Origin of the sequence: Enterobacter sp. 2VL (assembly GCF_005503595.1) — a bacterium.
GTDB classification, from domain to species: domain Bacteria; phylum Pseudomonadota; class Gammaproteobacteria; order Enterobacterales; family Enterobacteriaceae; genus Enterobacter; species Enterobacter cancerogenus.
Genome location: NZ_SCNE01000001.1, coordinates 442,418 through 455,851 on the forward strand (window position 1 = coordinate 442,418; position 13,434 = coordinate 455,851).

The window sequence follows — 13,434 nt, forward strand, 5'->3', positions numbered from 1 at the left end:
CACGATTATTCGCAGGTAAGCAGTACCACTAAACATCCTGTTTCTGATGTCAAATCCAGAGTGTCTTGCAGAAGGCGGCTTTCGCCGGTAAACAGATCCCGGTAACGCTTTCCGGCCAGCTCGGCTGGCAGGGCTACCGTCGTGTTGGTCCACAGTTTTTCATTTGCGGTGACGTTAAAGACCAGACGCGGCACGGCAACAATCAGCGCCTCGCCATCCTTAACGCGGGCATAGGCAATCAGGTTCTCTTCGCGCTCGCCGGTCACCTTGAGCGGCAGCCAGTCGCCGTAGCGGAACAGCGCTGAATAGTGCGGTCTGAGGCGCAGCAGCGTGGCGGTGACATACTGCTTCACGCGGCCATCTCGCCAGCACTGCTCATGGTCAAATACGCTTGCATCCAGGGTGCTGAGATCCTGTACAAGCGTGGCGAAGTCCGGCTCGCGTCGGTTATCCGGATCGACAAGGCTGAAGTTAAGCGCTTCGCTGCCCTGGTAGATATCGGGTACGCCTGGTGCGGTCAGTTTGATCGCCGTCTGGCTCAGGCTGTTCATCAGGCCTGCGCGAATAAACGGCTGCAGGGTTTCACTGAAATCATGCAGGAACACAGTGTTATCCGGCGAGAGGAGATGCCGGACGTAATCCATCACCACGTTCTCATAGCTCTCGTTGCTGTCGATCCAGTCGGTGCGCTGTTTGGCCTCGCGCAGCGCTTTTTCGATAAAGCCCAGGAAGCGCGTTTCGAGCGATTTAAGGCCGTCGTGGTCATCCGGAGAGAGCGTGGCGGGCCACACCCCCGCCAGCGCCTGATAGATCATCCAGGTATCCGCGGCGTTCGGCGCGGTACCGTCATTGAGGAAACGCACCTGGGTCTGGTTCATCTTTCGCCAGCGCGCCAGGTTTTCTCCCCACTGTTCCGGCGCTTCGGTCAGGGTGTAAAGACGCGCCCGCGTATCTTCCCCCCGCTTGGTATCGTGGGTTGAGGTGCCAAGCAGCGCATCGGGCTGACGGGCCAGACGGATGCGCATTTCCTGATGAAAACGCGATATCGAGAAAGCGCGAGGCGTGGGATCGGCCCCCACCTCGTTCAGGGCAAGCTCCAGGTTGTTCCTGAAGAACAGCGTGTCTTCGACGGATTTCGCCATCAGCGGGCCGGTCAGCTGCTGGAAACGGGTTCTGAACAGCGTGGCGGCATCGCGGTCGCGCTCCGGGAGGTCGCCGGTAAGAATGTGCACAATCAGACTCAGCGCAGGTTCCGAAGTGTTAACGCTGGCAACCACGCGATTAAGCAGCACGACATCGCTCGGCGTTAAGCCCTCTGCGGTGCCGTAGGTACGGTAGACAGGAAACGCGATTAGCAGCTCGCGCAGGGCATGGCGGATCTCCTCAACCGGGATCTCCGCGCCGTTGTGCTGTGCAAGCTCCGTTGCGATGGTAAGCAGCGTGGTGAATTCGCCTTCGAAATTGCGATCGGTCATCAGACCTTTGGCATCCCGCAATTCTGCGTATCGATCAACCGTCGTGCCCAGGGTCTCTTCGTGGATTTTCTCCAGCCGCTCAAGGCTATTGTCATCCACCAGCACCTCCGCCAGCGAGGCGATAAACTCGTACCCGGTGGTGCCCGATACCGGCCAGTCAGCGGGCAGTTGTTCACCTTTCGCCAGTATTTTCTCCACCGTGATATAGCAGTCTGGCCCGGTCGCCTCACGCAGACGGTTGAGATACCCCAGCGGGTCTGCAAGACCGTCGATATGGTCAATGCGCAGGCCATCAACGATACCGGCGTGAACCAGCTCAAGGATCAGACGATGCGTGTCGTCAAACACCGCGTCATCTTCCACCCTGACTCCCACCAGCCCCGTTATCTCAAAGAAGCGTCGCCATGAGAGCTGTTTGGGTGCCTCGCGCCAGGACATCAGCCGCCAGCTCTGCGCTTCGTGCAGCTCTGCAATGCTCTTATCTTCAGAGAAGGTGCCGGGGTTAAGCGGATATACCGCATCGTAATACACCAGCGATGCCTTATCGGTGACACTGTCACGCTGTAAGGTGATTGCCCCCTTCTCCAGTTCGGCCTCAAAGGTGTCGCCCAGGAACGGCAGCGTGAGCGGGCGCGACCAGTCGATATCAAAGTAGTGCGCATAGCGGCTCTGGCTGCCATGTTCGATCACGTCTCGCCACCAGCGGTTTTCCAGCGAGGTCGACATGTGGTTAGGGACGATATCAAGAATCAGCCCCATGCCCGCCTGTTTCAGCGCGGCCGCCATGCGATCAAAGCCTTCTCGTCCGCCAATGGCCGGATCGATCTCGTTGGGATCGGTCACGTCATAGCCGTGCGTCGAGCCGGACGTCGCCGTAAATATCGGTGAGGCGTACAGGTGGCTAATGCCGAGGTCTTTAAAATAGGGCACCAGTTCGACAACGCGATCGAAGGTCATGCCATTGCGAAACTGAATACGGTACGTGGCGGCAGGGATCATAACGACGCTTCTCCTTCAGCAAAGCGGACAACGGCGCTGTACGGGGGCAACGCGTCGCCCGGTTCAGGCCAGGCAAACAGCGTTTCGCCGGGAAGATCGGGCAATGCAGCGGACGTCTCTGCAATATTCAGCGCCAGAGAAAGCGTCCCTGACGGGAAGCGCCAGCTTACCGCCACCATGCCGGGAGCCGTCTGCACCACGGTGCCCTCAACGGTACCGCCCTGGCGAAGTAACGGCACGATATGAGCATGGCGCAGGGTAAGCAGGTTGCGCGTAAAGCGTAGCCACGTCTTGCCCTCATCCGTCGCCACGTTATTCCAGTTGATTTTTGAGCGCATAAAGGTGTTCAGATCGTTCGGATCCGGGACGGCCTCATCATGTCCCGAGTGGCCAGAAAACTCTTTGGCGCGCCCTTCCCGCACGGCTTTCGCCAGGTCTCCATGGAAGTCGGTGAAAAACAAAAACGGATGGGTTTCGCCAAACTCTTCGCCCATAAACAGCAGCGGAATATGCGGTGAAAGCAACAGCGCGGCCAGCAGAACGCGGGTTTTTTCCGGCCCTGCCAGGGTGATAAGCCGCTCTCCCTGTGCGCGGTTGCCGGTTTGATCGTGGTTTTGAATAAAATCGACGAAGAACTGCGGCGGCTGGCTGCGGCAATCCACGCCGCGCGGTTCGCCGGTCTGGAGAGATACCTCGCCCTGGTAGACAAACCCTTCCGCCAGCGCGCGGGCGAATTTTTCCTCAGGCCGATCCGCAAAGTCCTGATAGTAGGCATGCGTTTCGCCGGTCGCAAAAACGTGAGCGGCATTGTGAAAATCATCGTTCCACTCGGCGGTAAAGCGTGGCGTTTCGCCTTGCGCATCCCGGGGATGCAGAAAAATCACGTTGCGGCTGTCTTCGGTGGTGAGATGAATATGCCGGTCAGGAATCACCTCCCGAATGCGGTCGGCAATCTCTTCCAGTACAGGGGTTTCAGACGGGTCGTGGATCTGGTCAATGGCATCAAAGCGTAAACCGTCCAGATGATATTCTGTCAGCCAGTAAAGCGGCGCGTCGACAATGTATCGCCTGACCGCCTCGGTCTGGTAGGCAATACCGTTGCCCCACGGCGTCATGCGCTCCGGGTCGAAAAAGGCAGGCGACAGCAAAGGCAGGTAGTTACCTTCGGGGCCGAAGTGGTTAAGGACGATATCCAGCACCACCGACAGCCCCAGCCCGTGCGCGGCATCGATAAAGGCGTGGAAATCTTCCGGCGTGCCGTAGGCCGAGTTCGGCGCGTACAGTAAAACGCCGTCGTATCCCCAGCCGCGCGCACCGCCAAACTGCGAGACGGGCATCACTTCAAGCTGCGTAACACCCAGTTCCACCAGGTAAGGCAGCTTATCAATCGCTGCAAGGAACGTGCCCTCCGGGGTGAAGGTGCCGATATGAAGTTCGTAAATCACCGTCTCTTCCCACGGGCGTCCTTTCCAGTCAGGGTGAGCGTGAGGATAACGCCCCGAATCGATGACAATGGAAGGTCCGTTAACATCCCCTTTCTGGGCTCGCGAAGCGGGATCGGGAATGGCCATGCCGTCCTGCAAAACAAACTGATACTCTGTCCCGTGCTTCACATCCGGTACGTCGACCTGGAACCAGCCATGCCCTGTCGCCACCATGGGAATATCGGTTTCCGTAAGACGCAGCGTGAGATCCTGTTGTCCTTCAGCCCAGACGCGAAAACGTACGACGTCAGAGGAGATAAACTCAGCGCCCCAGCGTGTGTGAAATGTCCTGAATTCCATTTATTGTCCTCGATTGACCCTAATTTACGCCCAACGAAGTACAAGCTTAGTTCAGGAATGAAAGAGTGTTACGGCGGGCGGGCGTTAACCGCCCAAACTGCGGGGTTTAGGCTTTTTGTCGAGGGAATATAGATTTATCTGATTTTCCGCGTTTTGCCCGTCCAGGTCGCATTTCCGGCTACGCTTGAAATTCATCACTAAGGAGGCCGATATGACGACAGGAACTAACCCCACTTTGCATTACCCTCGCCCGCCATTTGTGGAACAGCCACAGCAGGCCCCCGGACTGGCATCAGAAATGAAGCCTATTCCGGATCATGGTGAAACCAGCTATATCGGTTCTGGCAAACTGGAAGGGAAAAAAGCCCTCATCACCGGCGGTGACTCTGGTATCGGGCGCGCGGTGGCTATCGCCTATGCGCGTGAAGGTGCTGACGTCGCGATTGGCTACCTTCCTGAGGAAGAGTCCGACGCAGCGTCGGTGATTGCCCTGATTCAGGCAGAGGGTCGTAAAGCCGTCGCCATTCCGGGCGATATTCGCGTTGAGTCGTTCTGCGATACGCTGGTTGAAAAGGCCGTGGCGGAGCTGGGCGGGCTGGATATTCTGGTCAATAACGCAGGCCGTCAGCAGTACTGCGAATCGATTGAAGATCTCACAACCGCCGATTTTGACGCGACGTTCAAGACTAACGTTTACGCGCCGTTCTGGATCACCAAAGCCGCGCTGCGTCATCTAAAAGAGGGGGCGGTTATCATCAATACCTCTTCCGTTCAGGCCTTCAAACCGAGTGAGATTCTGGTGGATTATGCCCAGACCAAAGCCTGCAACGTGGCGTTTACTAAGTCTCTCGCTAAGCAGCTTGGGCCGCGCGGTATTCGGGTAAACGCCGTGGCGCCGGGTCCGTACTGGACGCCCCTGCAGTCGAGCGGCGGCCAGCCTCAGTCTAAGGTTCAGTCTTTCGGCAAAGACACGCCGCTGGGGAGACCGGGCCAGCCTGTTGAAATCGCCCCGCTGTATGTCCTTTTTGCCTCGGATACCTGCTCCTATGCCTCTGGCCAGGTCTGGTGTTCGGACGGCGGCACGGGCGTAGCGTAATTACGCCTGAGCAAGCGTGGTTAAGAATTTCTTCAGCACTTCAGAGCGAATGAAACGGTGACAAATCAGCGTCAGTTCGCTCTCTTTAATGCGATCGAGGATATCGATATAGACCACGTTTTCAACGCGTAACGTCCTGGCTGACGCGGGAAGCAAGGCGATACCAAATCCCGCGGACACAAGGCTCACCACGGTGGGCACATCGCTCGCCTGTTGAACCACGCTGGGTTGAATCCCTGCTCCGGCACAGACATCATTGAAATACTGCTCCAGCCCCATGCCCTGCGGATCGCGCAGGGCAATCCATTTCTCCCCTTTAAGCGATGCCAGCGTCAGCGCAGCGGACGTTGCCAGCGGATGTTCGCTGTACAACGCCAGAATGCTTTTTTCCCCGGCAAAATGAATGCTCTGCAAATCGTCAGGAAGCGCGGGCAGCGGCGCGCGAACAATCGCCACGTCCAGATCGTTACGCTGAATTGAGGCATAAAGGTTCTGCACATTTCCGGTCGTCATGGAAAGCGTGACGTTAGGCCACCGTGCATGAAAATGACGAAGCACGGCAGGCAATTTCGCCTCGAACATCGCGCTGGAGACGCATCCCAGATTCAGTATGCCCTGCTCGCCTCTGGCGGTTTGCCTGGCATCCAGAATGGCCTGCTCTGTCATGGCGATGGCCAGCCTGGCTTTGGTCAGAAAGGCCTCCCCGGCTGGCGTAAGCGTCAGCCGTCGGTTCGCCCGGCTAAAGAGCGTGACGCCCAGCTGCGTCTCAAGGGACTTAATCTGCTGGCTGAGCGCCGGTTGCGCCATGTTCAGGCGTTCTGCGGCCCGGTGCATGTGCAGCTCTTCAGCCACCGTAATGAAATGACGCATCAAACGAAACTGCATAAAGTCACCCCGTAAACCAATCGATAATAAATTTCATATCAAAATAGCAGTAATGATGCAATTGATAGAGATTATTAATCCCCTGACAATGTAGGCATTCACTCAAGGGAGGACAGTATGGAAAAGCCAGTCAACGATCTCAGAAGCGCCATCGCATTACTGCAACGCCACGAGGGGCAATATATTGAAACCGACCATCCGGTCGACCCCAACGCCGAGCTGGCGGGCGTCTATCGCCACATTGGCGCAGGCGGCACGGTAAAACGCCCTACACGCATTGGCCCGGCAATGATGTTCAACAGCATCAAGGGTTACCCGGATTCCCGTATTCTGGTGGGGATGCATGCCAGCCGGGAAAGAGCGGCGCTGCTGTTAGGGTGCGAACCCTCCGAACTGGCGAAACACGTAGGCCAGGCGGTAAAAAAACCGATTGCCCCGGTGGTCGTCCCGGCAGCCCAGGCGCCGTGTCAGGAGCAGGTATTTTACGCTGACGATCCTGATTTCGATCTCCGCAAGCTGCTGCCTGCGCCCACTAACACGCCGATTGATGCCGGTCCGTTTTTCTGCCTTGGGTTGGTGCTGGCAAGCGATCCGGAAGACGCTTCGCTGACCGATGTGACCATTCACCGTCTTTGCGTGCAGGAGCGCGATGAACTTTCCATGTTCCTTGCCGCCGGGCGACACATCGAGGTCTTTCGTCAGAAAGCCGAAGCGGCCGGTAAGCCGTTGCCGGTCACCATCAATATGGGGCTGGATCCGGCTATCTATATTGGCGCGTGCTTTGAGGCACCGACCACGCCGTTTGGCTATAACGAGCTGGGCGTGGCGGGCGCGTTACGTCAACATCCGGTTGAGCTGGTCCAGGGCGTGTCCGTCAATGCAAAAGCCATTGCTCGCGCCGAGATCATCATTGAAGGCGAACTGTTGCCGGGCGTGCGCGTCAGGGAAGATCAGCATACTAATACCGGCCATGCGATGCCGGAATTCCCCGGCTACTGCGGTGAAGCGAACCCCTCCCTGCCGGTCATCAAGGTTAAAGCAGTGACCATGCGCCATCAGGCCATTCTGCAAACGCTGGTCGGCCCCGGGGAGGAACATACCACGCTTGCCGGTCTGCCTACCGAGGCCAGCATCCGTAACGCCGTGGAAGAGGCTATTCCGGGCTTTCTGCAAAACGTCTATGCACACACCGCGGGCGGCGGGAAATTCCTCGGTATTTTACAGGTGAAAAAACGTCAGCCCTCGGACGAGGGGCGTCAGGGTCAGGCGGCGCTGATCGCGTTAGCCACCTACTCTGAGCTTAAAAATATTATTCTCGTGGATGAGGACGTGGATATTTTCGACAGCGATGACATTCTGTGGGCCATGACAACCCGGATGCAGGGCGACGTCAGCATCACCCATCTGCCCGGCATTCGCGGACATCAGCTGGATCCGTCTCAGGCCCCCGACTACAGCACCTCGATCCGTGGCAACGGCATTACCTGCAAGACGATATTTGACTGCACAGTCCCCTGGGCACTGAAATCCCGGTTCGAGCGTGCACCGTTTATGGAGGTTGATCCGCGTCCATGGGCGCCCGATCTGTTTAAATCCTGACAGCCCTCTTTCTTCACCCCGGATGGGGTGAAGAAACGCACGCGAAAATTGCTGCTTTCCCGCCTTTCTTGTACCCTTCTCTTCGTTGCTTTCCCCCACACTTTTTAAGACATCCGGACGCGCTATGACTGCACACGTTTCGAAAGACCCTCTCCACGGCGTAACCCTGGAAATGCAGGTAACCGCGCTGGTTGCGCGCTACGGCTGGAACGAATTAGGCAATCGAATCAAAATTAACTGTTTCAGAAAAGACCCCAGCGTCAAATCGAGCTTAAAATTCCTGAGGCGTACCCCGTGGGCGCGCGCCGAAGTGGAAGCGCTGTATCTGGACTCACTCAATGACGATGACGTTGAACCACAGCCTGAGCCAGCCTTTAATCCCTGGGCCAACAGCCGGATCACGAAGAGCTAATACATCCATGACACAACATGTAAAACGGATTGGTGCGCTGGTGGGTTGTGCACTTTTACTTGTTAGTTGCGCCTCAAAACCACCGAAATCACTGGTTACCCCACTCCCGTCGGCGAATAAACCGACACCCCGGACTCATGAACCGATGCGCGGGATCTGGCTGGCGACGGTCTCCCGACTTGACTGGCCGCCGGTATCGTCGGTTAACACCCTCAATGCCGATCAGCGTATTGCACAGCAAAAACGGGCGCTGACGGATAAGCTCGACAAGCTCCACACCCTCGGCATTAACACCGTCTTTTTCCAGGTGAAGCCCGACAGCACCGCGCTCTGGTCATCCAAAATCCTGCCGTGGTCAGACACCCTGACAGGGAAGATTGGCGAATACCCCGGCTACGATCCACTGCAGTTTATGCTGGACGAAGCCCATAAGCGCGGTATGAAAGTTCACGCCTGGTTCAATCCCTACCGGGTATCCACCAACGTAAAACCGTCAACCGTTGCCGAACTCAACCGCACCGCATCGCTGCACCCTTCCAGCGTCTACGTGCTGCACCCCGAGTGGGTACGCGTTTCCGGCGACCGCTTCGTGCTCGACCCCGGCATTCCTGAGGTCAGGGACTGGATAACCCAGGTGGTGTCCGAGGTGGTCGCGCACTATGCCATCGACGGCGTGCAGTTTGATGATTACTTTTATACCGAAACGCCCGGCTCAACCCTGAATGACGCGCAGACTTACCGGCAATATGGTCAGGGATTCAGTTCGAAAGCCGACTGGCGTCGTCACAACACCCATCAGCTTATCGTTCAGGTCTCCAGAGCCATTAAGCAACTTAAGCCGGACGTTGAGTTTGGCGTAAGCCCGGCAGGCGTGTGGCGCAACCGTTCGTACGACCCGGCAGGGTCCGACACGCGCGGGGCGGCGGCTTATGATGAGTCCTACGCTGACACGCGTCAGTGGGTGCAGCAGGGGCTGCTGGACTACATTGCACCGCAAATCTACTGGCCATTCTCGCGGGATGCGGCGCGCTATGACGTGCTGACAAAGTGGTGGGCCGACGTCGTAAAACCGACCCATACTCGCCTGTATATCGGCGTTGCGTTCTATAAGGTGGGCGCACCGTCCAAAAAAGAGCCAGACTGGACGGTGAATGGCGGCGTGCCGGAGCTGAAAAAACAGCTTGATTTGAACGATTCGCTGCCTAACGTCAACGGCACCATTCTGTTCCGCGAAGACTATCTCAATCAGCCTCAGACGCAGGACGCGGTGACGTACCTCAGGGGCCGCTGGGGACGTTAAGACAAAAATTAAGCCAAAAAAGCAGGCAGAAACGTCCTGTTTCTGCCTGAGTTGATTAGGGTTTAGGCCCGAACATCGCCTCCAGCTGTTTCTCGTCCGGCATTCCTGTCACCTGCTGTAGCTCGTTATCGGCGTTGAGATAATAAATCGCGGGCGTGGCATTCGCCCCGAGGCTGTCCATTAACTGCTGATGCTGCTGTAACAGCGCAACGGTCTCACGCGACGCCTTGCCCTCGTTTTTCGGTAATTTTTTGCCACCGGAAAGCTCATACTCTTTCCAGGCGTTGACCGGATCCCTGGCATTGAGGATCAGGGACGCGTTACGCCCGCTTTGAGGGTTGAGAAACGCAACCAGCAGCGTATTCAGCTGAACCTTGTCCGCCTTCACCCACGGCTGCGCGGCAGACCAGAAGGCTTTGCAGTACGGACAGAACGGATCGGCGAACACGAATACTTTGCGCGGCGCGGTATCCGCCCCCTCTTTCAACGGCTGCGCGGCGTTCAGCTTCTTCCACATCTCCCGGCCCAGCGGAGCGTAGATCTCCTTCTGGAAATAGTCCTCGCTGAGGTTTTTGCCCTTCTCATCATACAGATAACCGGAAATCACGTGCCTGCCGTCGGGCGTTAAAAAGAGTGTCACGCCCATATCCTGATATTGTCCAAGCCAGGCCGGTGCCCCGCCGGGGGCATTGATTTTCTTGATGATCGTAATGTTTTGCTGATCGCTGAAGTGCTTAACCACCTCCGGCACGGCCTCAGCGGCCTGCGTCAGGCCGGATGCCATCAGCAGTGAAAGTAACAATCGTTTTTTCATTTTCCTCTCCGGAGTGCATCGCTGACGATTTCATCGAATTGTTCATAGGGAACCCAGCCGGGCAACAGGACATCACCGATGAGCGTTGCGGGCGTGCCCTGAATACCGAGTTTTTCCGCGATCAACAGGCTGCGTTTGATCGTAATCAGGCTTTCGTCATCCGGGGCCGTGATGTTGACCCCCGCCCGTTTCTGGGCCTCCTGAATACTGGCGTCGTCGTGGTAACCCTTTTTCGCCATCAGAGTATCGTTAAATTTCATAAATTGCCCGGGATGGCTGCGCCAGAGGGTTAAGGCGTCACGTGCCGCCGTAACGGAACTCTCAGCGCGGTATGGCAGAAACTTATACACCACTGCCACCTCCGGATGTTTTTCTACAATCTTTTCCAGATAAGGATCGAATTTTTTGCAGTAGGGGCAGTTGTAGTCGGTGAACACCACCAGCGTCAGCTGAGGTTTAGTAGCCCCGATGCGCGGGGAGTTCGGATCGTTAAACAAGAAGTCAAAGACGATCTTCTGCGCGCGCTGCTCCTGCGCCTGCTCCGGCGTAAGCGCATCTGCGGCCATCGCCTGAACGGAGGTAAAAAGCAGCAGCAGTGTAATCATTAATTTTTTCATCATGTTAACCTTTGGCGTTATTCAGCGTGGCGATCAGGGAGCGTTTATCTAGCAGCGGCGAGAGGATCACGCCGTCGGGCTTGCCGGGGCCAGAAATCTCGTTGAACGGGATGGCGTAGCGGTTTCGTCTGGCGAGGAAATCGGCAATCAGCGGCGAAGGCTTGCTCCAGTCACCGCGCAGGGCTACCACGTCCGGCTCACTCAGGGCGGCAATCACCTCAGGCTGATTTAATACCCGATGTTCGTTGACCTTGCAGGTCACGCACCAGTCGGCGGAAATGTCCACAAATACGCGTTTCCCCTGCGCCAGCGCGCGCTGAATAGCCTCCTCGGTTAAGGGTTGCCACGGGATCACTGCTCTGCTGGCCTCGCTCCGGGAAGCAGGCTCCGCGAGCACCAGCCCACGCAGCTGGTAACCGCCAAAGACTGCCAGCGACATCACCACCAACCAGAAGATCGGCGCGTTTTTTTGCCCAATTCGGGCGTAAATCACGATCGCTACCACGATCATGACAAGCATGATGACGTGGCTTATAACGTTACCTAAATGCTGCTGGAGCAGCGTCGCCAGCCAGAGACTGGACGCCAGCATCATCGCCCCGAGAATGATCTTGAGCGTATTCATCCAGCGACCCGGATGTGGCAGCAGCATGGCGGTTTTCGGGACCAGCGCGACAAACAGCCAGGGCAAGCTCATCCCCACGCCGAGCATCAGGAAGATCAGCCACAGCGTCGGCAGGGGTGACGCCAGCGCAAAGGCTACGGCGGTCCCCAGGAATGGCGCGGAGCACGGCGTGGCGAGCAGCGTAGCGAACATGCCCTCACAAAAACTGCCCGTTAAGCCTGAACCACCCGCCGTTGCCAGCCGACCGGCTGCGGCAGAAGGCAGCAGCATTTCAAACGCGCCAAATAAATTCATCGCAAAAATGAATGTCACCGCGACCATCAGGCCGATAAACCAGGGATTCTGGAACTGAATGCCCCATCCGAGCGATGCGCCGGTCAGCTTCAGGGCCGTCACCATCGCGGCCAGCAGGGCAAAGGAGGTCAGAATACCGGCGGTCGTCGCCAGGAAACGTACCCTGACCTTGCGCCTGTCGGATCCAGCGTGCAGCACGCTGCTCAGTTTCATCCCCATAACCGGCAGTACGCAGGGCATCAGGTTCAGGATCACCCCACCGAGCAGTGCAAAGGCCAGCATGCTGAAGAGGTTCGTCGAACGGCCCTGAGCGGCGGGTTCCGCGCCCACGGTCATCACGGTTTCCTGAGCCTTGTCGCCGTTGGTTAGCACAAACGACAGTTTTTTTCCTTCAAGCGTAGCGGGCTTATCTCCCCACTCATCGGTCACCGGCACCGTGACGCGCAGCTGATTGCCGTTGTGCTTAATCACCGGCTCGCCGGGCAGGATATCGCCCTCCAGCGGGTCAAAGTAGATCCCAGGATTATGCCACTCGCCGTCCGTCGTGCCCGTCACCACCAGTTTATCGCCGGATAGCCAGGCCTCGAGATGGGAAGAAACGCCCGAGTCCCCCGGAATGGCGCGCATGGCATCGTCAAATGCGTCCTGGAACCCCGCATCAACGGGGGCGTTGAAATCCAGGTGCAGCTTGTAGTCCGTCAGCAGACAGACATTGCTACAGGTAGAGAGCGTCAGCGTGCCATCCAGCGTGTCGCTGTTCAGGCCGGTCAGGGTCATCGGGATGACGACCTTATCGTGGAAACCCTGGGTGGTCAGGCCCGAGATGTCAAAGCGCGAGGGAACGGGCCAGTGCCAGGTGTCCTGGACGCCTTTCGGCCAGTTAATTTGCGGGGCAACGCCGCCCTCGCCCGGCGAACGCCAGTAGGTTTTCCAGCCGGGCTGCAGCTCGACGGTAAGTAATGCCACTGTGTCGTGCTGGCGCTTTTCCGCCTGGACGCGAACCCGGGCGTGATCGTTTTGTGGGGAGGTTAACCAGCCTGTGTCTGCCGCATGGGCGATGCCGATGCAGGACAGCAACAGGAGGACAAAGCCCCTGAAGACGTTAAACATGTTTTACTCCGTGATTAGTGAAAATTATCGTGTGGTAACGATGTTTTCACTCACGGAAGACGCAGTTTTTGAGGTGTATTCGGGGAGGCGGGGCCTGAACAGGCTGTTCCCGGTAAACCCACGCGCGCGCCTGGGTAACCAAGTGCAGCAACGCGAAGAAAATCACGATGGCGGGCAGCGCGCCGTCGAAGAACAACGGCTGGGCGCACAGCAGTGAGTGTGCGCCAAGCTGACACGGTGATGGGCCAGACTGCTCTGAGTCGGAGGTGTTACCCGCCCCGTCAGTCATCAGTACCGTTTGCGCCTGCTGTTCCAGCCCCTGCAAAAAATGGTTGAGATAGACCGCCCGCTGAACCAGGCAAAGCGCCATCGCCAGACAGGTGATTATCAAAAGCCATTTACCGAGAAGCGGACGGTTGCGCAT

General features: G+C 57.5%; 11 protein-coding genes. 4 read left to right on the forward strand and 7 right to left on the reverse strand.

All coding sequences use genetic code 11. From position 1 onward, the window contains the following. Nucleotides 1–5: 5 nt before the first annotated feature. Together treY and treZ are read right to left on the reverse strand one after the other, a co-directional pair. Nucleotides 6–2,474 carry a malto-oligosyltrehalose synthase gene (gene treY / locus FFS28_RS02100; RefSeq protein ID WP_102890878.1) on the reverse strand — a complete coding sequence of 823 codons (2,469 nt, stop codon included), beginning with the start codon at nucleotides 2,472–2,474 and terminating at the stop codon, nucleotides 6–8. Next, nucleotides 2,471–4,258 (reverse strand): malto-oligosyltrehalose trehalohydrolase, encoded by a 1,788-nt coding sequence (treZ, locus tag FFS28_RS02105; protein WP_137848626.1) that lies wholly within the window; start codon nucleotides 4,256–4,258, stop codon nucleotides 2,471–2,473. The genes treY and treZ overlap by 4 nt, the downstream gene beginning before the upstream one ends. Before the next feature lie 211 nt (nucleotides 4,259–4,469). On the opposite strand from treZ, the gene FFS28_RS02110 reads away from it, so the two are divergent. Further along, nucleotides 4,470–5,354: an SDR family oxidoreductase gene (locus tag FFS28_RS02110; RefSeq protein WP_042319827.1), complete on the forward strand. Its 885-nt coding sequence runs from the start codon at nucleotides 4,470–4,472 to the stop codon at nucleotides 5,352–5,354. On the opposite strand, the gene FFS28_RS02115 is transcribed toward FFS28_RS02110, so the two are convergent. Beyond that, the gene (locus tag FFS28_RS02115) at nucleotides 5,355–6,239 is read right to left on the reverse strand and encodes a LysR substrate-binding domain-containing protein (protein ID WP_006175323.1); all 885 of its coding nucleotides are present in this window, start codon (nucleotides 6,237–6,239) and stop codon (nucleotides 5,355–5,357) included. Nucleotides 6,240–6,356: 117 nt separating this feature from the next. Between FFS28_RS02115 and FFS28_RS02120 the strand changes: the two genes are divergently transcribed. The 3 genes from FFS28_RS02120 (at nucleotide 6,357) to FFS28_RS02130 (ending at nucleotide 9,550) form a co-directional block, all read left to right on the forward strand. Further along, nucleotides 6,357–7,838 carry a UbiD family decarboxylase gene (locus FFS28_RS02120; RefSeq protein WP_137848627.1) on the forward strand — a complete coding sequence of 494 codons (1,482 nt, stop codon included), beginning with the start codon at nucleotides 6,357–6,359 and terminating at the stop codon, nucleotides 7,836–7,838. Nucleotides 7,839–7,962: 124 nt separating this feature from the next. Then, entirely contained in the window at nucleotides 7,963–8,250 is a 288-nt protein-coding gene (locus tag FFS28_RS02125; RefSeq protein WP_101737706.1) for a VF530 family protein, read from the forward strand. Between the two features lie 7 nt (nucleotides 8,251–8,257). Then, nucleotides 8,258–9,550, forward strand: a complete 1,293-nt coding sequence (locus FFS28_RS02130; protein ID WP_137848628.1) for a glycoside hydrolase family 10-like protein — start codon at nucleotides 8,258–8,260, stop codon at nucleotides 9,548–9,550. Nucleotides 9,551–9,605: 55 nt separating this feature from the next. Here the strand turns inward: FFS28_RS02130 and dsbG are convergent, their stop codons facing one another. The 4 genes from dsbG to FFS28_RS02150 are packed head-to-tail and all read right to left on the reverse strand — an operon-like array spanning nucleotide 9,606 to nucleotide 13,434. Continuing rightward, nucleotides 9,606–10,364 (reverse strand): thiol:disulfide interchange protein DsbG, encoded by a 759-nt coding sequence (dsbG, locus tag FFS28_RS02135; protein WP_137848629.1) that lies wholly within the window; start codon nucleotides 10,362–10,364, stop codon nucleotides 9,606–9,608. Further along, a complete protein-coding gene (locus FFS28_RS02140; protein ID WP_137848894.1) occupies nucleotides 10,361–10,981 on the reverse strand; it encodes a DsbA family protein in 621 nt (206 codons plus the stop codon). Before FFS28_RS02140 ends, dsbG begins: the two co-directional genes overlap by 4 nt. Before the next feature lie 4 nt (nucleotides 10,982–10,985). Further along, nucleotides 10,986–13,010 carry a protein-disulfide reductase DsbD family protein gene (locus tag FFS28_RS02145; RefSeq protein ID WP_137848630.1) on the reverse strand — a complete coding sequence of 675 codons (2,025 nt, stop codon included), beginning with the start codon at nucleotides 13,008–13,010 and terminating at the stop codon, nucleotides 10,986–10,988. Nucleotides 13,011–13,056: 46 nt separating this feature from the next. Continuing rightward, complete coding sequence (locus tag FFS28_RS02150) at nucleotides 13,057–13,434, reverse strand: hypothetical protein (RefSeq protein WP_137848631.1); 378 nt, start codon at nucleotides 13,432–13,434, stop codon at nucleotides 13,057–13,059.